The 23461-nt window shown below is 57.5% G+C and carries 22 protein-coding genes and 2 tRNA genes; 13 read left to right on the top strand and 11 right to left on the bottom strand.

The genetic code is table 11. The features are described 5' to 3' along the window. Positions 1 to 75: 75 nt before the first annotated feature. Positions 76 to 1572 (top strand): NCS1 family nucleobase:cation symporter-1, encoded by a 1497-nt coding sequence (locus tag AB8846_RS00830; protein WP_370731796.1) that lies wholly within the window; start codon positions 76 to 78, stop codon positions 1570 to 1572. Positions 1573 to 1670: 98 nt separating this feature from the next. Then, positions 1671 to 2990, top strand: a complete 1320-nt coding sequence (guaD, locus tag AB8846_RS00825) for a guanine deaminase (protein ID WP_370731795.1) — start codon at positions 1671 to 1673, stop codon at positions 2988 to 2990. Here the strand turns inward: guaD and uraH are convergent. Together uraH and uraD are read right to left on the bottom strand one after the other, a co-directional pair. Then, complete coding sequence (gene uraH / locus AB8846_RS00820; protein ID WP_370731794.1) at positions 2970 to 3293, bottom strand: hydroxyisourate hydrolase; 324 nt, start codon at positions 3291 to 3293, stop codon at positions 2970 to 2972. The genes guaD and uraH overlap by 21 nt on opposite strands. Further along, positions 3290 to 3790: a 2-oxo-4-hydroxy-4-carboxy-5-ureidoimidazoline decarboxylase gene (gene uraD / locus AB8846_RS00815; protein WP_370731793.1), complete on the bottom strand. Its 501-nt coding sequence runs from the start codon at positions 3788 to 3790 to the stop codon at positions 3290 to 3292. The genes uraH and uraD overlap by 4 nt, the downstream gene beginning before the upstream one ends. A gap of 239 nt (positions 3791 to 4029) precedes the next feature. Between uraD and hpxO the strand changes: the two genes are divergently transcribed. From hpxO to AB8846_RS00800, 3 genes are read left to right on the top strand one after another with little or no spacing between them, the layout of a single operon-like run. After that, on the top strand, positions 4030 to 5184 hold the full coding sequence (gene hpxO, locus AB8846_RS00810; RefSeq protein ID WP_370731792.1) for an FAD-dependent urate hydroxylase HpxO: 1155 nt from the start codon (positions 4030 to 4032) through the stop codon (positions 5182 to 5184). Between the two features lie 17 nt (positions 5185 to 5201). Further along, on the top strand, positions 5202 to 6236 hold the full coding sequence (hpxD, locus tag AB8846_RS00805; protein ID WP_370731791.1) for a molybdenum cofactor-independent xanthine hydroxylase subunit HpxD: 1035 nt from the start codon (positions 5202 to 5204) through the stop codon (positions 6234 to 6236). A gap of 11 nt (positions 6237 to 6247) precedes the next feature. Beyond that, entirely contained in the window at positions 6248 to 7183 is a 936-nt protein-coding gene (locus AB8846_RS00800) for a 2Fe-2S iron-sulfur cluster-binding protein (protein WP_370731790.1), read from the top strand. Positions 7184 to 7306: 123 nt separating this feature from the next. On the opposite strand, the gene AB8846_RS00795 is transcribed toward AB8846_RS00800, so the two are convergent. From AB8846_RS00795 to AB8846_RS00780, 4 genes are read right to left on the bottom strand one after another with little or no spacing between them, the layout of a single operon-like run. Continuing rightward, complete coding sequence (locus AB8846_RS00795; protein ID WP_370731789.1) at positions 7307 to 7906, bottom strand: DJ-1/PfpI family protein; 600 nt, start codon at positions 7904 to 7906, stop codon at positions 7307 to 7309. 22 nt (positions 7907 to 7928) lie between these two features. Then, entirely contained in the window at positions 7929 to 9119 is a 1191-nt protein-coding gene (locus AB8846_RS00790; RefSeq protein WP_370731788.1) for a glycoside hydrolase family 88 protein, read from the bottom strand. Positions 9120 to 9132: 13 nt separating this feature from the next. Then, positions 9133 to 10413 carry an oligosaccharide MFS transporter gene (locus AB8846_RS00785; protein WP_370731787.1) on the bottom strand — a complete coding sequence of 427 codons (1281 nt, stop codon included), beginning with the start codon at positions 10411 to 10413 and terminating at the stop codon, positions 9133 to 9135. Beyond that, positions 10410 to 12248, bottom strand: a complete 1839-nt coding sequence (locus AB8846_RS00780) for a DUF2264 domain-containing protein (protein ID WP_370731786.1) — start codon at positions 12246 to 12248, stop codon at positions 10410 to 10412. The genes AB8846_RS00785 and AB8846_RS00780 overlap by 4 nt, the downstream gene beginning before the upstream one ends. 228 nt (positions 12249 to 12476) lie before the next feature. On the opposite strand from AB8846_RS00780, the gene AB8846_RS00775 reads away from it, so the two are divergent. Further along, positions 12477 to 13334: a helix-turn-helix domain-containing protein gene (locus AB8846_RS00775; protein ID WP_370731785.1), complete on the top strand. Its 858-nt coding sequence runs from the start codon at positions 12477 to 12479 to the stop codon at positions 13332 to 13334. A 112-nt stretch (positions 13335 to 13446) separates the two neighbouring features. Here AB8846_RS00775 and AB8846_RS00770 read toward each other — a convergent pair. Continuing rightward, positions 13447 to 13534: transfer RNA gene (locus AB8846_RS00770), tRNA-Ser, on the bottom strand. Positions 13535 to 13813: 279 nt separating this feature from the next. Between AB8846_RS00770 and AB8846_RS00765 the strand changes: the two genes are divergently transcribed. From AB8846_RS00765 to AB8846_RS00735, 7 genes are all read left to right on the top strand, one after another. Further along, complete coding sequence (locus AB8846_RS00765; RefSeq protein ID WP_370731902.1) at positions 13814 to 14950, top strand: D-alanyl-lipoteichoic acid biosynthesis protein DltD; 1137 nt, start codon at positions 13814 to 13816, stop codon at positions 14948 to 14950. Continuing rightward, a complete protein-coding gene (locus AB8846_RS00760) occupies positions 14947 to 15069 on the top strand; it encodes a hypothetical protein (RefSeq protein ID WP_023335174.1) in 123 nt (40 codons plus the stop codon). The genes AB8846_RS00765 and AB8846_RS00760 overlap by 4 nt, the downstream gene beginning before the upstream one ends. A 9-nt stretch (positions 15070 to 15078) precedes the next feature. Continuing rightward, positions 15079 to 16197 (top strand): MBOAT family O-acyltransferase, encoded by a 1119-nt coding sequence (locus AB8846_RS00755; RefSeq protein WP_370731901.1) that lies wholly within the window; start codon positions 15079 to 15081, stop codon positions 16195 to 16197. After that, entirely contained in the window at positions 16194 to 17627 is a 1434-nt protein-coding gene (locus tag AB8846_RS00750) for an AMP-binding protein (protein ID WP_331412728.1), read from the top strand. The genes AB8846_RS00755 and AB8846_RS00750 overlap by 4 nt, the downstream gene beginning before the upstream one ends. Before the next feature lie 17 nt (positions 17628 to 17644). Continuing rightward, a complete protein-coding gene (locus tag AB8846_RS00745; protein ID WP_331412730.1) occupies positions 17645 to 17863 on the top strand; it encodes an acyl carrier protein in 219 nt (72 codons plus the stop codon). 158 nt (positions 17864 to 18021) lie between these two features. Then, positions 18022 to 19050, top strand: coding sequence for a diguanylate cyclase domain-containing protein (locus tag AB8846_RS00740; protein WP_370731784.1), 1029 nt, complete (start codon positions 18022 to 18024; stop codon positions 19048 to 19050). Between the two features lie 180 nt (positions 19051 to 19230). Next, positions 19231 to 20067: an alpha/beta fold hydrolase gene (locus AB8846_RS00735; RefSeq protein ID WP_370731783.1), complete on the top strand. Its 837-nt coding sequence runs from the start codon at positions 19231 to 19233 to the stop codon at positions 20065 to 20067. Between the two features lie 97 nt (positions 20068 to 20164). Here AB8846_RS00735 and AB8846_RS00730 read toward each other — a convergent pair whose 3' ends face one another. From AB8846_RS00730 to AB8846_RS00715, 4 genes are all read right to left on the bottom strand, one after another. Beyond that, complete coding sequence (locus AB8846_RS00730; RefSeq protein ID WP_370731782.1) at positions 20165 to 20872, bottom strand: cyclopropane-fatty-acyl-phospholipid synthase family protein; 708 nt, start codon at positions 20870 to 20872, stop codon at positions 20165 to 20167. Between the two features lie 9 nt (positions 20873 to 20881). Beyond that, a complete protein-coding gene (locus tag AB8846_RS00725) occupies positions 20882 to 21139 on the bottom strand; it encodes a YjhX family toxin (protein ID WP_370731781.1) in 258 nt (85 codons plus the stop codon). A gap of 290 nt (positions 21140 to 21429) precedes the next feature. Next, positions 21430 to 21517, bottom strand: a tRNA-Ser gene (locus AB8846_RS00720). A gap of 130 nt (positions 21518 to 21647) precedes the next feature. Further along, positions 21648 to 23276 (bottom strand): ABC transporter substrate-binding protein, encoded by a 1629-nt coding sequence (locus tag AB8846_RS00715; RefSeq protein ID WP_331412737.1) that lies wholly within the window; start codon positions 23274 to 23276, stop codon positions 21648 to 21650. Positions 23277 to 23461: the final 185 nt, after the last annotated feature.

Here is a 23461-nt window from a genome sequence, read left to right as displayed (position 1 = left end):
TATTATTTTGGCCTGGATCCTGCAACACCGTCTGCACTCCCACTCAACGGGTTTTCATTCACAGGAGCAGGTTTCATGCCAAACAGTCAAAACGCGCAGCAGGGTACGGCCGCTGATTCCGGTGCGGTTTACAGCCCACGTCTTTGCAATGAGGATCTGGCACCGACGCGTGACCAGAACTGGAGCTGGTACAACATCTTTTCGTTCTGGATGTCGGACGTTCACAGCATGGGGGGTTATGTTGTCGCCGCGAGCTTCTTTACGCTCGGGCTGGCAAGCTGGCAGGTGCTGCTTTGCCTGCTGGTGGGGATTTGCATCGTGCAGCTGTGCGCCAACCTGGTGGCCAAACCGAGCCAGATGGCGGGCGTGCCCTACGCGGTGATCAGCCGTCAGGCGTTTGGCGTCTTCGGGGCCAATATTCCGGCGGTGATCCGCGGGCTTATCGCCTTCGCGTGGTACGGCATTCAGACCTATCTGGCCGCCAACGCCCTGATGCTGGTGGCGCTGAAGTTCTGGCCGTCGCTCTCTTCGCTTACCACCGGCGCGTTCCTGGGCCTGTCGCACCTGGGCTGGCTCTGCTTTGCCATCATGTGGGTCCTGCAGGCGATGGTCTTCTGGCACGGCATGAGCGCCATCAAGCGCTTTATTGATATCGCCGGTCCGGCGGTCTACGTGGTCATGCTGGCCCTCGCAGGCTGGATTGTATACAAGACCGGTTTTGACGGCATTTCCTTCACCCTCGCCAGCAAATCCCTGAGCGCGGGCGAGCAGACCTGGCAGATGATCACCGCGACCGCGCTGGTGGTTTCGTACTTCTCCGGCCCGCTGCTCAATTTTGGCGACTTCTCCCGCTACGGGAAAAGCATGGGGGAAATCCGCCGCGGCAACCGCTGGGGTCTGCCGTTTAACTTCCTGCTGTTCTCCATCGTCACCGTGGTCATTGTCTCCGGCACCCAGTCGCTGTTTGGCCGCATGATCACCGATCCGATTGAAACCGTCAGCCGCGTGGGCAACGATCTGGCCGTGGCGATTGGCCTGCTGACGATGATCACCGCCACCATCGGGATCAACATCGTCGCGAACTTCGTCTCCCCGGCGTTTGATTTCTCTAACTGCTCGCCGCAGAAAATCAGCTTCCGCACCGGGGGCATGATTGCCGCCGTCGGCTCAATTCTGCTTACCCCGTGGAACCTGTTCAACTCGCCGGAGCTTATCCACTACACCCTGGACGTGCTCGGGGCGTTTATCGGCCCGCTGTTCGGCATTCTGATTGCCGACTTCTACCTGATTAAACGCGGCAAGGTGTCGGTCGACGATCTGTTCGACGACACGCCAAAGGGCAAATACTGGTACCGCAACGGCTTCAACCCGAAAGCCATTGGCGCGCTGATCCCGTCCGTTGCCGTCGGTCTGGTGATTAGCTTTATCCCGGCCCTGCATGAGGTGGCGAACTTCAGCTGGTTTATCGGCGTCTTCCTCGGCGGCGTGACCTACCGCTGGCTGGCGCGGGAAGATCGCGAGACGGCGGGCGCGACGTCGTTTAGCTCCCGCGTGGCGACGCAAAAAGAGTAACCCCTCCCTCCGGCCGCAGCGTATCTGCGGCCCTTTCATTCTGGCACCGTTCTTGCTGCGCCTTATCACCCCGCTACGCAAACACTAAGGCAGGAACCATGATGGATTACCAGACAGCGATCCGCGGTGCATTTTTTGATATTGCCCAGGTCTGCGACAGCGCAGACGCGATTGCCCAACACGCGCGCTACCTTGAGGACGGGCTGCTGTTTATACAGGGCGGGAAAATTCTGGCGCACATGCCCTGGCAGGAAGGCGAGCAGTATCTTGACCCTCACAAAGGCTATACCGACCTGCGCGGCAGGCTGCTGCTGCCCGGTTTTGTCGACACCCACGTCCATTACCCGCAAACGGAGATGATCGGCGCCTTTGGCGAACAGCTGCTGGAGTGGCTGACCACCTACACCTTCCCGGTGGAGAGCCAGTTTTCCGATGAAGCCTACGCGAAAGAGATCGCCGAATTTTTCATTCACCAGCTGGTGAGCAACGGCACCACCACCGCGCTGGTGTTTTGCACGCTACATCCGGAATCGGTCGAGGCGCTGTTTACCGAAGCCCTGCGCCTCAACATGCGCCTTATCGCCGGAAAGGTGATGATGGACAGACACGCGCCGGACTACCTGAGCGAAGACGCGAAGCAGAGCTACCGGCAGACGCGAGCGCTGATCCAGCGCTGGCATCACCGTGGACGCCTGGGCTACGCCATTACGCCGCGCTTTGCCCCGACCTCATCCCCCGAGCTGCTTGCCGCGGTCAGCCTGCTCAGGGAGGAGTTCCCGGATACCTGGATGCAGACCCATCTGAGCGAAAACCCCAACGAAGTGGCCTGGGTAAGCGACCTCTGGCCGGAGCATGAGCGCTATCTCGACGTATATCACCACTACGGCCTGACCGGCGAGCGCAGCGTGTTTGCCCACGCGATTCATCTTCACCACAGCGAGTGGCAGTGCCTGCATGACACCGGTTCGGCGGTGGCGTTTTGCCCCACCTCTAACCTGTTTCTCGGCAGCGGGCTGTTTCGCCTGCCCGCCTGCTGGCAGCACAGGGTGCGGATGGGCATCGGCACCGACGTCGGTGCGGGCACCACCTTCAGCATGCTGCGCACCCTGGGGGAAGCCTACAAGGTCGGCCAGCTTCAGAGCTACCGCCTGCGCGCCAGCGAGGCCTTTTACCACGCCACGCTGGGCGGCGCGCACGCCCTCCGGCTGGACGATAAGATTGGCAACTTCGCGCCCGGCAAAGAGGCGGATTTCGTGGTTATCGACCCTGACGTAACGCCGCTGCAGCGCCTGCGCAATCGCCGCTGCCAGGATATCTACGAGCAGCTTTTTGTGCTGATGACCCTGGGCGACGAGCGCAACATCAGCGAGACCTGGGTCAACGGCGAGCGGATATGGTCAACTGCCCCGGTAGGTTGACCACCCGCCGGGCGCAATCACAAACGGCAGGTGGAAGTGCTCGCCTGCCGCTTCTCCCGTCACAAAATCAATTTGCGCGCAGGGGTAGAGCGTGTCGCGACCGGTTTCGCTAAACCACGCGCCGATCTCCGCCACCAGCCGATAGCGGCCCGCGGGCAGGAAAGGGACAAATTCGGTGATGCGACCGTTTACGTTGGTCACGCCCGTCGCCATGATTTCGCCCTCCCGTTCGAGATGTACCGTCACGCCCGCTGCGGGTTTGCCCGTCGAGATATCCAGAATATGGGTGCTGAGTGTGCTCATTCGCTAATGACTCCTTCCAGCCGTAGCAGCGTAATTTCCCGCAGCTGTTCCAGCGCGGCACGGACTTCCTGCGCGTCGCTGTTCTCCAGCCGCGCGTGCAGCGCCTGTAAAATATCCTCGCCGCTGCGGCCCTTCGCGCGGATCAGAAAGACGCGTCCGAAGCGGGCCTCGTAGCGGGCATTCCCCTCGCGCAGCGCCTGGGCAAGGTCAGCATCACCTTCATTCACCGCGCCCTGCTCCTGGCGCGACAGCGCCGCCTCCGCATGTGAACCCGCGGGCTTTTCCCCGATGCGCGGATGGGCGCCCAATGCCTGCGTTAATGCCGCTTCGTCCCAGGCTTGCGTCAGCGCTTTTGCCGTACTGAGCAATTCCTCCCGGCTGGCGTATGGCCGCCCCAGCGCCAGCGCGTCGGCCCAGCCGGGGAGCGCCACGCAGGGGTGAATCAGCGCTAGCGCCTTTTCGTGGGGAAGATGATTGAACTCGTGCAGTGCGATCATAGCGTCTCCTTTATTGTCTTCCTCCGGGTTATTGCACAAACCACGCCACTCTGAGCGCGGGCGTGAAACAGTCGATTCCGCATAGCTCAACTGGAAATTTTTGATTCAAAAAAAGGCACGCTCACCGCGTTTGCGCACCTTAGCAGTGCAAACCCACCTCTCACAACGCCGTTTTCACCACTCTGCAGCCTGGTACGCAAATTGCTGAATGCCTTTACACCCTGCAAAAGGAGAGAAGCATGAGAGCAATCGTCATTGGCGCGGGTATTGGCGGCCTGAGCGCCGCCGTCGCGCTGAAGAAAGCGGGCATCGACTGTACCGTGTTTGAAGCCGTAAAGGCGATCAGGCCCGTCGGGGCGGCCATCTCCATCTGGCCTAACGGCGTGAAATGCATGCAGCACCTCGGCATGGGCGACATCATCGAGACCTACGGCGGGCCGATGCGTTTTATGGCCTACAAGGATTACCGGCGCGGCGAGACCCTGACCCGCTTTAGCCTTGCCCCGCTGGTTGAGCGTACCGGCGGGCGTCCCTGCCCCGTCTCGCGCACCGAGCTCCAGCGCGAAATGCTGGACTTCTGGGGGCGCGACAGGGTGCAGTTCGGCAAGCGCGTGGAGCGCGTAAGCGAAGACGACGCGGGCGTGAGCGTGACCTTCACCGACGGCACCACGGCATCCGGTGATTTTCTGATTGCCGCCGACGGCAGCCACTCGGCGGTTCGCCCGTACGTGCTGGGATATACCCCCGAGCGCCGCTACGCCGGGTACGTGAACTGGAACGGGCTGGTAAAGATTGACGAAGAGATCGCCCCGGCCCACCAGTGGACCACCTTCGTTGGCGAAGGCAAACGCGTGTCGCTGATGCCCGTCTCCGGCGGTCGTTTCTACTTCTTTTTTGACGTGCCGCTGCCCGCGGGCCTGGCGGAGGATCGCACCACCCTGCGCGCCGATCTCACGGGCTACTTCCGCGGCTGGGCGCCGCCGGTGCAGAAGCTTATCGCGACGCTGGATCCTGAAACCACCAACCGCATTGAAATCCACGACATTGAGCCGTTCGACAGCCTGGTGCGCGGCAACGTCGCCCTGCTCGGCGACGCCGCGCACAGCACCACGCCGGATATCGGCCAGGGCGGCTGTGCGGCGATGGAAGACGCCGTCGTGCTGGGGGAATGCCTGCGCGAAAACCACAGCATTACGCTGGCGCTGCGGCAGTACGAAGCGCTGCGCTGCGACCGGGTGCGCGACCTGGTGCTGAAGGCGCGTAAGCGCTGCGACGTCACCCACGGGAAAGACATGGCGTTGACGCAGGCCTGGTATCAGGAGCTCAAAGAGGAGACCGGAGAGCGCATCATCAACGGTCTGTGCGAGACCATTCAGGGCGGCCCGTTAGGCTGAACGCAAGAGGGACAACGATGAAAAGAGAACCGACTCCACCCGCCCACTGCACGTTTGAGCCAGAGGACTGGCTGCGCCTGGCGAAATGCTGGCACCCGGTCGCGCGCGCCTGCGACGTCGGCCCGGCACCGCTCAAGGCGACCCTGCTGGATGAACAGCTGGTGATCTACCGGATTAACGACCAGGTCGTGGTCGCCCGTGACGTCTGCCCGCACCGAGGCGTGCCGCTGACGCTCGGCTTTCACGACGAGCACGGGATTATCTGCCCCTACCACGGCCTCCGCTTTGGGGAGGACGGGCGCTGCAACCGTATTCCGTCCAGCCCCGACCAGCCCGTTCCGGCGAAGCTGAACCTGATTAACTACGCCGTGGAGGAGCGCTTCGGCCTGATCTGGACCTGCCTGGCCTTTGACCCGGACAATCCCGCGCCGCTGCCCACCATGCCGCACTGGGATGACGCCGGATTTCAGCAGATCAACTGCCCGGCGTTTGAGGTGAACGGCTTCGCCGGACGTCAGGTGGAAGGCTTTCTGGACGTAGCGCACTTTGCGTGGATCCACACCGATACCTTTGCCGATCCCAATAATCAGCTTGTGCCCGCCTATCAGCCGCAGGAGACGCCGTTCGGCTTCGTGGCGGATTACTGGAGCTCCGTGAGCAACTATCCCGCCGGTTCACCCGTGCAGGCGCCAGAAGGGTTCCAGTGGCTGCGCCATTTTGAAATGCATCTGCCGTTTACCGCCACCCTGACGATTCATTTTCCGGGAGAGTCGAGGCTGGTCATCATGAACGCCGCGTCGCCCGTGTCATCGCGCGTGACCCGCATGTTCGCCCCTATTGCGCGCAACCTTGACCTGCATATTCCGGTGGAAGACGTGCATGCCTTTAACCTGCGCATCTTCGAAGAAGATCGCCTGATGGTGGAAACCCAGCGCCCGGAAAGTCTGCCGCTGGATCTGACGCTGGAAGCCCATATTCCCGCCGATAAAAGCTCAATTGCCTACCGTCGGGGACTGAAAAAAATGGGCTTTGGCGAATTTTTCCTGGTATGACGGAGGCCGATATGCTGAGCGTAATTGTTGACGGGCTGTGGCGCGAGGGCGACAAAAGCCTCGCCGTCAGGCTGGTGGCTGAAGACGGCGAAGCGCTGCCGACGTGGCATCCCGGCGCGCACATTGACGTCCACCTGCCCTGCGGCGTGGTGCGCCAGTATTCCCTGACCGGGTCATGTCAGGACGAGAGCTATCTTATCTGCGTGGGCCGGGAAACCGCCTCGCGCGGCGGGTCGCGCTACGTTCACGAGACGCTGCGGCCCGGACAGACGCTGACCATCTCTGCCCCGCGCAATCTGTTTCCGCTTGCTCAGGCAGAGCGGGTTTTGCTGCTGGCGGCGGGCATTGGCATTACGCCGCTGTATGCGATGGCCCTCCAGCTGAAGGCGGCCGGAACGCCGTTTTTGCTGCACTATTACGTCAGAAACCGCGAAAGCGCGGCGTTTGCGCGCGAACTCTCGCAGTGCGGTGAGTGCATCATTCATACAATAAGCCCGCGCACAGTGCTGGCAGAGCATCTCCCGACGGCCGAGGCGGGGCTTCACGCCTGGATCTGCGGTCCGGCAGGATTTATGGAAAAAGTGCGTGAGGTCGCCACGGCGAAGGGATGGGAGGACGCCCATCTTCACAGCGAGGCGTTTCAGCCCGCAGCCCCTGCCGCAGGCGGTGAATCCGGCGAGATCTTTACGGTCAAGCTGGCCTCCACCGGGGAGCGCTGGCCTGTGCCTGCCGATAAGACCATCGCCCAGGTGCTGCAGGAACATGGAGTGGCAGTTCCCCTCTCCTGCGAGATGGGGATCTGCGGGGCCTGCCTGACGCCGGTGATTGACGGCGTGGTGGATCACCGGGACAGCGTGCAGTCGGAGGCGGAAAAAAGCGCGACGGAGCAGCAGGTGGCACTGTGCTGCTCGCGGAGCCATTCCGGGGAGCTGGTGATCGGGCTGTAAACCACCTGCACAGTCTTTCTTGCCGGGTGGCGCTGCGCTTACCCGGCCTACATTGCGCATACTTTTCAATTGGTTGCACGTTTTTTTGTAGGCCCGTGCAAGCGTAGCGCCGCCGGGCGAAACTCACAAATCGCACTTTGCCAGCCCGTAAACGGGCTCGCTATCCTGCCATGCGTACTCAATATGGCTGGCCTGCTCTTGCGCCAGTGCCCCATCGCCCTGCAATCGCGCCGCCAGGGTAAAGGCGAAATCAAACGCGTTGCCCAGCCCACGGCCGCTTAGCAGATTGCCGTCCTCCACCACGTCGGCATTGACGTAAATGCCATCGCTGACCGTTTTCCACAAATCGCCGGAACAGACATAGCGGCGCCCTTTGAGCAGTCCGTTACCGCCCAGCACGCGGGCGGCGGCGGAGCAGATCGGGCAGATATATTTGCCCGCTTCATCATGGCGGCGAACGAAGGCAATCACCTCCGCGCTTTTCGCCAGGTTGACGCTGCCTTCCGGGCCGCCCGGCAGCACCACGGCGTCAAAGGTCCGATTGAGGCTGGCCTTCAGGGTGCTATCCGCCACCATTGGGATGGCGTGATAGCTCACCACTTCGCGACTCTCGCCGCAGGCAATCGTCTGCACCGTAATATTCAGGCGGCGCAGGATATCGATAGTGACAATCGCTTCCCCCTCTTCAAAACCGGGGGCTAATAGCACGGCTACGCTTTTCATCTTGCTCTCCATTGCTTAAGGGTTACCAGTACGGATGCCAAATCTGTCGCAGCCGCGCGAGCAGCTCAAGATAGAAATAGTCACCCCAGCTACAGCACTGATCGACGCCCTTACCGCTGCCCATATGATAAACCGAGTGCTGCAGCAGCCCTTCGGTCGGATCGTCGTCATGAGCCAGGTAGTTATCGGTCAGCGACTGCGCAATACGCAGCGCCATCTCTTCATAATACGCGCGGTGTGCGTCGAGCGTCGGCAGCGCCTTGACCAGCTCCAGCAGGCCACAGGCGGCAATCGCCGCCGCTGAACTGTCGCGCACGGCGTCGGTACCGAGCAGGGCCAGATCCCAGTGGCAAACGTCATCTTCCGGCAGACGGTTGAGGAAGTAATGCGCCAGGCTGCGCGACAGCTCAACCATCTGCTTATCGCCGGTGTGCTGATAGCTGAGCAGAAAGCCGTAAATGCCCCATGCCTGGCCGCGCGACCAGCACGAGGTATCGCTGTAGCCCTGATGGGTATTGCCAAACCGCGGCTCGCCCGTCTGCACATCCATATAGTAAGTGTGGTACGTCGAGGCATCTTCACGCACGATATAGTTCGCTGCCTGTCCGGCGTGAGCCGTCGCCGCTTGCGCATAGCGCGGATCCCCGGTCTGTTCGCTGGCCCAGTACAGCAGCGGCAGGTTCATATTGCAGTCGATGATCATTCGCCCCTGCTGCTCCGGGTCGTTTAAATCACCCCACGCCTGAATAATGTTGGCCGTCGGATTAAAACGCTCCATCAGGCGCTCGGCTGCCAGCAGCGCCGACTGGCGAGCGGCTTCGTTGCCGGTGAGCCGCCAGGCGCTGATGCAGGAGAGCGAATAGAGGAACCCGAGATCGTGCGTTGCGGTGTCGATACGCTGCTCAATACGCCGGGCGAACGACGGTAAATAGCGCTCGGCGGCTTCGCGATAATGCGCTTTGCCGGTCATCTCCCACGCCAGCCACAGCTGGCCAGGCCAAAAGCTGGTGGTCCACTCCACGTTATCGGTGCGCGGCCAGACGCCCTTCTCACAGGCTTCGCCGGGGAACTTATCGCCGAAGGCGACAATATTTTTGTCGAGCTTGCGCGTTACGCGGGTTAAGGCCGCTTCCAGCTTCTGGCTCAGCGCCAGGCGATCGACCTGATGCAGTTCGATCGGCCGCAGCGCTTCGGTAATAACAGATTTGGTCATAACAACTCCTGAATTAATGTTTGGCCGGTTCAACCGGGGCGGTATCTAAAGCCGGAGCAAAGGGTCGTGAAACATCGCGATTCGACTGGCAGCGCGACAGCGTAAAGGCGGAAATCAGCGTAAATATCAGGGCGCAGCAGCCCATCAGCAGATAGGTATGCTCAAAGCCTATCCTGTCGTACAGGTAGCCGGCGGGCGGGGCGACCACAATCGAGCCAACGTAAATCATCGCCTGGTAGCCCAGCAGGTACATCGTGGCGTTAACCCGACGATGGAAATGCTCGGCGATGTATTTGAAGACCGAAATCAGCAGCAGCGCGATCTCGACGCCATAAAACGGTTTGATGATGGAGATAACAATCGGGTCGCTGGTCAGTCCGGAGGCGATCAGCCGTGCGCCTACCACGCAGCCGCAGAACAGCAGGCCGCGCTTAGCGCCGTAGTGGTTCACCAGCCACGGGATAAACATCATCATCACGAACTCCATCCCCGACTGGACGGTGCTCAGGTAGCCGTACCAGGCATTCCCCTGCTCTTTGGTGGCGAAGAACGACACGAAGTAGCGCGGGAACTGCTGCTCGGCGATAAACATCATCCACGCCACCCCGGCAACATAGAGGCTGAACATCCAGAATTTGCGGTTTTTCAGCAGCATCAGCACGTCGGCAAAAACGATCTTATTGGCGGAGATGACGCTGTTGTTGCGCAGCTGCTCGTCGCCGATTTTGAGGCTGACCAGCACCAGCAGCATCAGTACCGAGGTACCGCTGCTGAGCAGAAAGTTGGCGAGCGGCGTGAAGTTAAACAATAGCCCGGAGACCGAAGCCGCCATCGCCCAGCCCAGCGAACCCCACATTCTGATGCGGCCAAACTCCAGCCCGTACAGGCGGCTAAAGCGGTCGGCGTAAGATTCAGACGCCGCCACGCCGGCGTACCAGCCCAGGCTCAGATACAGCGCGCCGATGATAATCCCCGCCATCGCATGGCTTTGCAGCAGCGGCTGATACACCAGCGCGAAGAACGGCGCCATCAGCGCAGAAATGGCGCAGACAAAATAGAGCAGCCACTTGCTCATGCCGATTTTGTCCATGATGTAGCCGTACACCGGCTTCAGGACCACCGCGAAGACGCCGTTGATGGCGAACACGCTGCCGATGGTGACGCTGTCGAGCCCCACTTTCTGGCTCAGCCACAGGGCGTACAGGCCAAAGCTGGATGACCAGGTGAAGAAGTAGAGAAAAATAAAGGTACTCATTTTGTACTGTGCGGCGCGTACGGACGATGATGTGCTCATAGCGATGCCTCCGGGGCCAGAACGAGCGTCGTTTCCTGTCGTGCCGTCACGAAGCGTACCGCGTCATCGCTAATGATGGCCTGTGGGCAGCGTTGCGGATCGAAGTCGGCGGCATTTCCCGCCCACACCGCGCTTATCAACACATGCTTACCGGGGTCGAGTTCACCGCGCAGCAGCGGCACCGCCGCGCGCTCGGCGAACAACAGATTACTGTTTGGCGGCGTCACCACCGTCTCGCCGCGTCGGGCGTGCGGGTGTAAACAGAAAATGGCTGATACATCCCGGGCATTGCGTAACCAGCAGGCGCTGTCGCTCTCGTGTGCCTGCGGCTGCGGGCGGTTAGCCAGGCTAAAGCCGCCCTCCGCGCAATCCAGCGCGCGCCGGGTATTGATACGATGGACGCGCAGCTGCCAGTCGCCCAGCGCCAGCAGCCAGCTTTCAATCACCACATCGCGCCACGGCAGCCAGAGGCTGTAAATGGTGCCGTCTGCGGTGACCACGTGCTGGCATTCGCGGCGGCCACGCCAGTAGTTATCCTTTTCGGCCAGCAGCAGCATCGAATCGGGCGCGGCATGATTCAGGCCGTAGCGCCCGCGTTCGATGGTGAAGCCAAAGCGGGTGGAATAGGCAAATTTGCAGTATTTCGCTTCGGTATTGACGAAGTTGTTTAGCTCCAACTGGCCGGAAGTAAGCATCCACAGGTGATCGGCCTGATGCACCACCACCTGATCCGCGTGGGCTATCGTGTGCTGTACGGGCAACGGCGGCAGCGGCAGCTCAGCCGCCTGCCAGAAGGCGTCGCCCTCATCTAATGCCAGCACCAGCAGGGTCTTCAGGCCCCAGTACGGCGAACCCGGCGCGTTGTAGTCTTCCGCCATCGCCAGATTCGGGTAGCTGTAGCCGACGCTGAGTACGCCGTCGCGGTCGAACATCGGCTGCTTCAGCCACCAGCGCAGATGGCGCAGAACGATGCCCTTAATCACGCCGGGTGAAAAGACCTCCAGCCCGGCGAAGGCCGCCGCACTCCAGAACGCCGCCTCGGCAAAGCGGTAGGTCAGGCTACGGCCAAACGGGATCGCCGCGCCGTCTTCGGCGAAGAAATGGATGAAGTCAGAGGAGAAACGCGCGGCGCGGTGACGCAGCGTTGCACAACGCTTTGGATCGACCTCGACCATAAGCTTCGCGTAAATCAGGCCATAGAAATGAAAGCCCATCGAGATGTAATAGTCGCGCGGCCGCCCCGGACCATCGGAGTACCAGCCGTCGCCGAGATAGTAGTGCTCCATGGCAGCAAAGTGATTTTCCAGCACCTGCGGGTTGGTCGGCATGCCGCAATGATGGAAGCCGACCTGCACCAGAATCGGAAAGAAGTGCCAGTTGTTATCGGGGATCTCCTGGGTCTCGCACTGCTTTAGCCAGCGCCATAAATTCGCTTTCTCCGTCTCGGTGAAGTGCGCCAGTACGGTATCGCCCGCCAGCGCCAGCAGCAGCCCGTAGGCCGCCATCTCGACGATTCGCTGATCGTATGGTTCGACGTCGCCCCAGTAATCGGCATGCTGCGGATTGGTGCCGTTTTTTATCGCCTGTAAATAGAAAGAGAAGCGTTGCGGCTCGCTGCCGCCGGCCAGCAGCGGCGTGACGCCCCACAGCAGGCGGGAAAAGGTTTCCATGCTTGCGACCTGCTGGCCGTAGTGAGCGGTAAAGTTCGCTAAATCAATGCGGCTGGCGTCGTTTTTAAACCAGGGCGCCACCGCGTTTAGCATGTCGTTGACCAGCCGTTGCACCTCTTCCCGGCTTGTCAGTGGATTATCCAGATGAATATTTTCAGGTTGCACAGGGTCCTCCCGCATTACACGAGGGTAGAGATAAGTTATTGTTATTAGGCTTTTTAAAGCCATGAGTGCGACGTCTGGATGAAGAGTAACTGCTTTTATTCCTGGCGCTGAGTGAGCAGACTCACAAAATTGAACCGCCATTTCATTTTCTCTGGATTTTGTCGGTCGCGAGGGGGATAAATTACAAATGATGGCCTAAAAATTTAAATCTGTTGTCCTGGAGGTAAAATGGGTGAAACGCAGCTGCTGGAACGCATTACGCTCGATCGGCAGGCCATTTCTTTTAACCGCCTGTACGCCACCAGCGCGATTTACTACCACTGGCATCAGTGCGTGGAATTGCTCTATATTTCCAGCGGCTACGGCATCGTGGTAGTAGATAATCAGCACTACACCGCCCGTCCGGGGCGATTATTCATCTTCCCGCCCTTCCGTTTGCACAAGGTGCAGGTCGATCATAGCGATAAGAATCCCTATCACCGCACCACGATGCACATTGAGCAAGCGGTCGTCGAAAGCGCGCTTAGCGCCTTCCCGCGCCATCAGGCCCGGTTCGCCGCGCTGGCCGCCAGCAATCTGCCCGCGCAAATCTACGATCTCAGCGAGCACGCGGCGTTTATCGAGAGGATCCTTGAGCAGTTTCAGCGCCAGGAGGGCAACGAGCAGACCGAGGCCTGTGAGGTGGCATTTCTGATGATGCAGCTCATGACATTTCTGCCCGAGCAGCCGCAGCCCTACCCGCCGCGCCAGCAGACCGTCGCCTCGCGGATTATGAGCTGGGTCGAAGCCCACTATGCCAGCAAGTTTTCGCTCGACCAGCTAGCCCACGACCTGGGGCTTTCGCGCAGCTATACCTCACGCATTTTCCGCCAGCAGACCGGGGGCAGCATCCACGAATATTTGCTGACCCGGCGGATAAAAAGCAGCTGCGATCTCTTGCGGTACAGTGATGAGAGTATTGATGCCATTGCGCTGGCCGTCGGGTTTAGCGAGGTGACCTATTTCATTACCTGCTTTAAAAAGATGATGCGTCAGACGCCGCTGCAGTATCGACGCAGTATCCTCAGCACCAGAATGCCCTGTTAACGGGGTTTTGATAACTGGCCCAAAGCTGAAAGGTTTACTGTAGCCCGAGCCTGGCCGGGGGTTTTCTGCGCATAAAAAAACCCAGGTCGCATAACGACCTGGGTTTCGAATTTGGCGGAAGCGTAGAGATTCGAACTCTAGAACCCTTTCGGGTCGCCGGTTTTCAAGACCGGTGCCTTCAACCGCTCGGCCACGCTTCCAAAGTGAGGCGCACTATAAACATCTATTAGCGCCTTGTAAAGCAGGAATTTTTCTATTTTTAGCCGGCGGCGTTTGACTGTGCAAAAAGTCACCCGGTTGCTTCTCCGGCCCCCGTTTCTGCTCTCTTGTACATACCGTAACACAGCAACGCTCATCCTTTTAAATCGCTCTGGTATAGAATGCCAAAAAAAATAAACGGCCATTTGTTGTGTAATTGTTATAAATCTGAGTACCCACAGATTGTAGAAATTACTGCCATGCAGTCTTACTGGTTGATGATGAAAATCAAAAATACGCTTTGCTTACATATCCTGATGGCGACCCTGGCCATATTGTTCCTCTGTGTTCATCCGCTGGTGACGAGCTTCAACCCGCCGCTCACCTTCCAGCCGCTGATTAAATCAATGGCGGGTACGCCTAAAGAGCAAGCGGAAAAAATTGCGACGATTTCCCATGCTTTAGAAGGGAATGCTATTTTCTTCATTGGCGCATCTGAAGTTGCCACTTCAGAAGATGAACATTACGCGGTATATAATTACTTTAATAATCAATTGCACAAACCCGTCGTGGCGTATGGCGATGCGTTTGTCGATGACGAAACGCAATTTTTACTCTTCTCACGTTTTAAAAATAGCCTTAACGCAAACAGTAAAGTTGTTTTGCTTCTGGCACCTGACAGCTTTTATTCAAAAGGACTGCCACCGGCTATCTATGCCGATAATTTCCCCGGTTCTATTTTTAATCCGCTGATGAAGGATCCTCAGGCGCGCCCGCTGCTGGTTAATTACTTAAAACATATTGATGCGAAAGAAATAAGCCATTTAACCTTTGGCCAAATGCGCGTGTTTGGCTGGCACCCCGATCTGATGTGGGACGAGCTGAGCTTCCAGTTCGCGAACGTCTGCACCCTGATAAAAAACGACTGGCTGGCGCTGCTCAACGTCACGCCCCAAACGGTACAGCCCTGGCCGCAGCAGCCAACTACCCACATCGTCCCAAACTGGGATAAAGAGCTGGCGAATGCGCGCGAGTTAAATAAAAAACGCCAGCAGAGCGCGGCCACGCTGTGGATGGACAAAACGATTTACGAAGAGGACGGTAAGCCGCAGCAGTGGGATGACACGCCGGTCGTGCCTGCGCAAATCGCCGCGCTCAGTAAAACCGTCCAGCTGCTGAAAGAACGTCACGTGCAGGTGATTGCTATCGTCGACCCGGTTAACCCCTGGGCGCTTTACAATACCGATACCTTCCGCCCGGTTGATAAGCAAATTAAAACCATTCTGGAAAAGAACCAGATCCCTTATTTAGATATGTACGCCATGCCTTATCAGAATGGCTGGAACTGGGATCGTTTGCACCCTTCCGAACTGGCCTGGGTTCCTATGATTCGCTTTATTGCACAGAGTTTTAAATGATGAAAATCGCGATCCGTCTTTTTTTCCTTTATCTCCTGCTGGCGATCACCATCGTCGCGTGGACCTCTGTCGATGACAGCATGAGTATGCAGCTGCATTTTGAATATCAAAAGTTCTGAGGCCGAATGATGTACAGCTCAGGAATGTTTTTTGTTTATTTGTTTTCCTCCGCCCTGGCGTTTGCGCTGGTCAATCGCGTATTACGCCATCGCCTGACCGGGTTATCCGCGCTGTCGGTGCTGACGGCACTGGGCTGGGGATATATATTTCAGGGGGATTATTTTGTCCCCGCCGCTGTTTTTTTCAGTTTTTATGTTTTCGCCACGTTAAAAGCGAAGGGATGGTTAAAAACGTGGCAGGCGGTCATTCTGACATTATTGCCGTTGTTGCTGGTGAAATTGCACTTAAATAACCACTGGGGGATGATCGGCCTCTCTTTCATGACGTTCCGCGCGGTGGACGTATTGCTCTATCGCAGCAAAAAAGAAGGTCAGAATTTCCTGCACTATTTCTGCTATCTGTTTATGCCCTTTATTATCCTGGCCGGCCCCATGTACCGCTGGCGGACATGGATGAGCGACGTCAGCAAGCCCGTATTTGCCCTTAACCGCGAGCAGTTTTTAGTGGCGTTAGAGCAGATCGTTACCGGTATTATCCAGAAGTTCCTGTTTGCCATGCTTGTCGATACGTTCGTTGTGCAGCCGTGGAGCCATAAGCCGTTTACGCTGACCGTCGGCGTGGTGATGTCGATTGCCTATAGCACCTACCTCTACTTTGATTTTGCGGGTTACAGCAATATGGCCATCGGCGCAGGCCGCCTGTTTGGGCTCAACATTCCGGCAAACTTCAATATGCCGCTTCTGGCAAAGAACCCGCAGGATTTCTGGCGCCGCTTCCACATAAGCCTGTCTGAATGGCTGCGCGATGTGGTCTTTATGCCCGTTTACATGAACCTGATGAAGTTCAACTTTTTCCGTCAGAACAAAACGCTGGCGCAAAATATCGGTATTTTTTGCACCCTGTTCTGCATGGGGGCATGGAATGGCCTGGAGCGCCATTACGTCATCAGCGGCGCGCTATTTGGCGCGATTTCCGTCACGCATAACATGCTGCTGTGGTCAGCCAAACGCAGCCCGGCATTGCACCGCGGCTTGCAGTATCCGGCCGTTGCGTTTTTAGGGAGAATTCTGACGCTGGGAAGCGCCGCGGGATCCCTTTACATCTTTAGTGGAATGTCACCTCTATGAAAAATCACTCCGATCTTCAGGAACTGCAGGATTTCTTGCGTGCGGCATTGTGCGATCCCGCCTCTCCGCAGCAGCTGGCCATCAGCGGCAGCGACGAAGCCTTAAGCTGGCTACAGCTTTCTGCTGCCGTGACGGACTGGGCACAGCGCTATCAGCGTTGCCAGCCTGTTGCCGGTACGCCGGTCGTCTTATACGGACACCAGCAGGCCGAGTTCGCCGTGGCGATTTATAGCTGCCTGCTGCACAACATTCCGTACATCCCGGTGGACTGCATCTACCCGCAGGAGCGCCTGCGGGAGATCTGCCATCTGGCCAATGCCCCTTACTATTACGACGTCGCGACCCGGCAGTTCATCGCCACCGGTGAACCGGGCAAGGTGCTGGAGGAGCAGGATCTGGCCTACATCATGTTTACCTCGGGCAGCACCGGTAAACCTAAAGGCGTGCAGATTGGGCGTGAAAGCGTATGGCACTTCATGAAATGGGTCAGCCAGGAGTTTTCACTGCCGGAAAAACCGGTCCTGATGAACCACGCGGTGTTCAGTTTTGACCTCTCCCTGATCCCTTTGCTGGCGAATCTGGCGATGGGCGGACATATCGTGCTGAACGCCAAAGAGGATATTCAGAAAGAGAACTGGCTGGAGCGACTGAAAAACAACGCGGTCTCCGCCTGGGTTTCCACCCCCTCTTTTGCGTACCAGCAGCTGCTTTCCCCGCAGTTCAACAGCGAGTATTTGCCTGCGCTGAGCGTCTTTATCTTCATTGGTGAAGTGTTAAATAAGGCGCTGGTTAAACAGCTCCGCCGCCGTTTCCCGCAGGCCAAAATCATCAACTCCTATGGTCCAACGGAAGCGACCATCGCGACGACCGTGGTAGAAATTACGGATGAGATCCTGAACAGCGACAGCGCCGTGCTGCCGGTGGGGGTCATGATGCCTGAGAGCAAAATGGAAATTTCCGCCGACGGCGAGCTGATTATCTGGGGTAAAAACGTCATGCGCGGCTACCTCGGCCTGCCGCAGGAGAACGCGGAAAAATTACTCCGTCGGGAAAATGAAGCGTTTCGCGGCTACCGGACCGGCGATCTGGGCTATAAAGCGGGGCTTATCTATTGCCAGGGCCGCAACGATAGCCAGGTCAAACTGAATGGCTACCGTATTGAAATCAATGAGATTGAAAACCGCCTGCTGGCCATGTCCGGCATCAACGAAGCGGTGGTTCTGCCGCTGATGAAATCCTGCGGCAGCGTGCTGCGCATTGCCGCGTTCTGCGTGACGGAGTTGGCGCCGGATACCATCAAAACGTCGCTGTCGAAGGTGGTTCCGCACTACATGGTGCCTTCACAAATTATCGTAAAAGACGCTTTGCCGCTGAATCCTAACGGCAAAATTGACCGCAAGCTGCTGGACGCTTACGCCCGCACCAATTAATGACTCCAGGAAAAATTATGGAACAAGAAATTCTCGCCCTGTTCGAAAAAGTGTTATCCCGTAAGGTGGGCTTTCACGATGAGCTGATTGAATCCGACATTCTCGACTCCATCCTGGCCGTCGATATGGTGCTGGAAGTGCAGGACGTTTACGGCTGTATGATCCCGCCAACTGACGTGGCGACGGTGCTGAAAACCCCGGCTGACCTGGCCCAATATATTGAAGAAAACCGCTAACCCGGAAGGCTCTGGAGGCATGCTCCAGAGCCTGTTTTATTGCTGCTGTCCAAATTACCTGCAAGCCCCCTACCGCTGTCCAGCCACACTCCCGATACAAAAAGCGATCTAAAGCGCCATAATTGATAAGTACTTAACCCTTTTGTCAGGAATTCAGTATGCCGCCACGTACCGCCAGCGATCTCTATTCAGAAATGAAAAATATGTCCGTTGAAGAGCGGATCCGCTTCTTCTCCCTTTCGCTGGCGGAAATGCACAGCGAGCTGCAGGAGAGCATCAGCCAGATAGAGTCGATGAAGCAGGCGCTGGAAGAGAGCGAAGAGTACCATCGTCAGCTGGTTGAAACCGCGCAGGATGCGGTGATTACCATCGATCATGCCGGTAATGTTGTGAACTGGAACCAGGCCGCAGAGCGAATGTTCGGCTGGTCAGCGGAAGAAGCGATAGGCAACAGCCTTGGCAAGATGATCGTACCCGAAGAATTTCGCGAGCAGCACGCGCGCGGCCTGATGCGCTTTAAGGCCGGGCAACCGTCGAATATTCTCAACCGCACTATCGAGATCGCTGCGCTGCATCGCACCAAAGGCGAGTTCCCTATTGAGCTCTCGATATGGCCGCATCAGCAAGCGGGTAAGCAAATATTTTCGGCATTTATTCGCGATATTACCGACCGCAAACAGCGTGAACATATCGCCTGGCTGCACGCTAACTTTGATGCCCTGACGGGGTTACCGAACCGGAGATTATTGGTTAACCGTCTGGAGCTGGCGATCGCCCAGGCTATCGCCCACGATAAGGAAGTGGCGCTGCTGTTTATCGACCTCGACCGGTTTAAACCGGTGAACGATCTTCATGGTCATGCCGTCGGCGACGAGCTGCTGCGGCTGGTGGCATTCCGTCTGCAAAGCGTACTGCGCGAAGGTGACACGGTGGCCCGCCTCGGCGGCGATGAGTTTGTCGCCCTGCTCCCCGATTTAACGACCGACGATCCCTTACCCCCACAAACGGCGGAAAAGGTCAGCGCCGCGCTGGCACAGTCTTTTTTGATTAACGAGCAGGTGATTACCATCTCCGGCAGTATTGGCATTGCCCGCTTTCCTCATGACGCGGGTGATGCCGATACGTTGCTTAATAGCGCAGACAAGGCGATGTATACCCGCAAGCGGGTAACGCCGGGAGAACGATGATCGGATTGACGCTGTGAATACCTTTAACAGCAATGAAACCAACCGCTTTTACTATTTCTCCTACACTTTAGGAGTACTGTCGGTACGGGAAACAGAAAAAAGCCAACTTAATTAAGGCATTACTGATTCGCTGTGCGCTCAGCCGGGGATCGTTTTGCCTTTAACAGAGGAGTCTGCGGTATGGCATTCGTAACAACGAAAGATGGCGTCAATATTTACTACAAAGACTGGGGCCCAAAAGAGGCTCAGCCCATTGTCTTCCACCACGGCTGGCCGTTGAGTGCCGATGACTGGGATAACCAGATGCTCTTCTTCCTCGCGGAAGGCTATCGCGTTATCGCTATCGATCGTCGTGGTCATGGGCGTTCAGACCAGGTGAGCGAAGGCCACGACATGGATCATTATGCGTCCGACGCGTCGGCCGTGGTTGAAAGCCTGGATCTGCGCAATGCCGTGCACGTCGGTCACTCCACCGGCGGCGGCCAGGTCGCCCGCTATGTTGCCCGGTATGGACAACCGCAGGGTCGCGTCGCCAAAGCGGTGCTCGTCAGCGCCGTGCCGCCGCTGATGGTCAAAACGGACGCTAACCCTGGCGGTACGCCCATCGAGGTTTTCGACGGCTTCCGCAAAGCGCTGGCGGCTAACCGCGCCCAGTTTTACCTCGACGTCGCCAGCGGCCCGTTCTACGGTTTTAATCGCGATGGCGCAGAGGTTTCTCAGGGTACGATCGAGAACTGGTGGCGTCAGGGGATGATCGGGAGCGCTAAGGCCCACTATGAGGGGATTAAGGCGTTTTCAGAGACCGACCAGACGGAAGATTTGAAAACCATCACGGTTCCCGTTCTGGTGTTGCAGGGTGATGACGATCAGGTTGTGCCGTATAAAAATGCTGCCCTGCTGCAGGACAAGCTGCTGGCGAACAGCGTACTGAAAATTTATCCGGGCTTCCCGCACGGGATGCACACCACCCATGCGGACACCATCAACGCGGACATTCTGGCCTTTATTCGCTCATAACGCCGCGTTTCTTGCCGGGTGGCGCTGCGCTTACCCGGCCTACATTTGCACAATTCAATGCATGAACGCCACCCGAGGGTGGCGTTGTTTATTGCCCTTAGCGCTTCTGCGCAACCAGTTGGATCATGTTGAAATATGCCCCGGCGCCCGCATCCATAATGGGCACCATCATCTCCTGGGCGATCTCGCATTGCATAAACTCATCCCACGCCTGCTGGCAGGTGTCCATCTCACGCACGATGGTCAGCGCCGCACCGGGCTCTTTTTCCCACAGCGCTTTCCACCAGGAGAGCGGATAGAAATACCACTCTGGGGTCCAGAAAGGTTTAACCACCTCCGGGAGATGCGTTTCGCTGTACTCCCCGATAAACCCCGGAACGGCAACCGCAATATGTCCTCCGGGTTTCAGGAAAGGTAGCAGCGTGCCCAGCATGGCGTCATTGTTGCCAAAGTATTGATACGCATCCACGCTCACGATCAGGTCGAAGTAATCATGCGCGAACGGGATCGCTTTCGTGGCATCAACCCGTAGCGGAAAGATTTTTCCGTCCAGACCCCGTTCGCTGAAACGCGCTGCGTTTTCGCTCGGCGTAATCCACAGATCGGCGGCAAAAACCGTGACGTCATATTTTTCGGCGAGCAGGATAGAAGAGATCCCTTTCCCGCAGCCGAGATCGAGTATGCGCATTCCGGGATCAATCTGCAGTTGAGCAACCAGCTCCTCGGTAAGCCGCATGGCGTTTGGGCCCATCATGGTGTCGAGCAAAAAAGCGCGGTCATAGCTATCTGTGTAAGGTGTATTCATCACTTCTCCTTAGCGATTATCCAGCTGGGCGCGAACGTTGTTCAGCCCGGTGGTGTTGATGCGGTAAGCCTGCCCGTTCACGGATCGGATCAGCTTTTTAGTACGGAGTTTTTTAAAGACGTTAAGCGTGCAGTCGCTCAGCAGCAGCCCTTCACGGGTGTAGCACTCAACGGACGTGACGCGGCCAGAACTGTCGCGGACGTGCATAATTCGTCCACCTTTGGCGAGAACGTGTAAGGTACGTTGTTCCTGACGGGATAAATTCATACTGGAAAACCTGTGTAATCATCATGCGTAAAAACGAGCCCACACCCGCAGGTGCGTGCGTAAGGTTTAAGCGCAGCGATAACCAGTCCGTCCTGAAGAGGGCGGGAAACTGATTATCTGATGAAAACATTCTCCAGCATCAAAGCCTCGGTAAGAGATGAAAAGATATTTACGGGGTGAATGATAACGCCTGGTTTTTACAGGGGAATAGCGGGAGGTTAAAAGTGTGAGGCGGATCGGTTATTCCAAAAGAAAAACCCCAGGTTAACGAGTAACCTGGGGTTTATGTTTGGCGGAAGCGTAGAGATTCGAACTCTAGAACCCTTTCGGGTCGCCGGTTTTCAAGACCGGTGCCTTCAACCGCTCGGCCACGCTTCCTAAGTGAGGCGAACTATAAACACCTCACCGCGTGCTGTAAAGAGTGGCTGCACTCGTTCGCTGTAAAAATAGTCAAAACGTGTTTAATCGGTTGAACTGACGACACATCGACGATTTTATCAGCACAGGCTTAGTGCTTTTTGATGTACATGTCTTTCGTGAAATAGTACCCCAGCTTATCCGGCGTAAATCCGCCCACCCACGGTTTCACCAGGTGCGTACGGACGTAGTGATAAACCGGAATGGCCGGCACATCACGCCCCAGCAGATCTTCCGCCTGCTGGTAGTACTTACCCCGCTCTTCCGCCGTTTTGGCTTTTGCGGCATTCACCAGCGCGCCATCGTAGTCCGGATTGCTGTACTGGCTGGTGTTTTCGCTGTCGCCCGTGCGGAAGTTGTTCAGGAAGGTCGCCGCATCGTCGTAATCGGCAATCCACGCGTAGCGCACCGCGTCAAAGTTGTGGGTGTGCATAGTATCCAGCATGGTTTTCCACTCCTGGTTTTGCAGCTTTGCCTCCACGCCAAGGTTTTTCTTCCACATGGAGCTGGCCGCAATCGCGATGCGCTGGTGCGATTCAGAGGTGTTGTAGAGCAGGTTGAAGCTCAGAGGATGGCTGGCGTTATACCCGGCCTCGTTCAGCAGCTTTTTCGCCTCAGCGATGCGCTTGTCCAGCGGCCAGCTGGCGTAATCCGGGTTCTGTAGCTTAACGCCGCCGATATCCGGCTGGCTGATGAGCCACGCCGGGCGCTGCCCCTGCCCTAATACTTTCCCGGCAATGATGTCTTTATCCAGCGCCATGTTCAGCGCCTTGCGTACCCGCGCGTCGTTGAACGGCGGCCGGGTGGTATTGAACTCGTAGTAATAGGTCGCAAGCTGAGGTGAAACGTCCAGCTGGCTGCCCAGGGTTTTCTTGAGCTGGGCAAACTGGTTAATCGGCACCGTGTACACAATATCAATTTCGCCCGCTTTATAGCGGTTCACATCCGAGGCCTCGGAGGTGATGGGCAGGTAGGTGACCTTGTTAATCACGGTGTGCGCGTTATCCCAGTAGCGCGGGTTGCGCTCAGCCACGATGCGTTCGTTGACCACCCACTGCGACAGCTTGTACGCCCCGCTGCTGACGAAATGCTCCGGCTTGGTCCACTTTTCGCCGAAACGGCCAATCAGCACTTTATCCACCGGCACCAGCGACGGGTGCGCCAGCATCGCGAGGAAGGCCGCGTTTGGCTGCGTGAGCGTCACTTCCAGCGTGGTGTCGTTAATCGCTTTTACGCCCAGCGTATCGGGCGCTTTTTTCCCCTGGGCGATATCGGCCGCGTTGGCGATATGCATGTTGCCCGGATAGCTCGCATAAGGCGAAGCCGTTTTCGGGTCGATCAGGCGCTGCCAGCTCCAGACCACATCCTCTGCGGTAATCGCCGTGCCGTCGCTCCAGGTGATGCCCGGACGCAAATGGAACGTCCAGACGGTGTTATCCTTGTTCTCCCATTTTTCCGCCAGGCGGGGCTGGACTTCTCCTGTCGGAGAGACGCTGACCAGCCCTTCGAATAAATCACTGATAATATTGAATTCGACATCGCTTTCGACTTTATGCGGGTCGAGCGAAGCCGGTTCACTGCCGTTATTCCTGACCAGTTCCTGCTTATCGGCCAGCGCGGTTCCTGCCGGCACGTTAGCCGCCCAGGCTGCCGTGCTGGCGCACAGGATCCCTGCGGTTAACAAAGAGAGCGTAAAGTTCGTGCGTGTTTGTGGTTTCATTTCCTTCGCCTTATTGTCTGTTTTATGACGATCCGGAAATAACTCTTAGCGCTCGAATGGTAATAACGCAATATTTTTCAGTAACCTATAAGAGCTTGATCTGGTAAATTCTCGCAAACCGCTGTTCATACTAGCGAAACGGACTTCCGCAGAAGAAATAACCACCTCCAGCGCTAACGTGCTGA

This window comes from Enterobacter sp. KB-221C9 (assembly GCF_041320715.1).
In the GTDB taxonomy this organism is placed as follows: Bacteria; Pseudomonadota; Gammaproteobacteria; order Enterobacterales; family Enterobacteriaceae; genus Enterobacter; species Enterobacter asburiae_D.
This window is presented reverse-complemented; position numbering and strand designations above follow the sequence as displayed.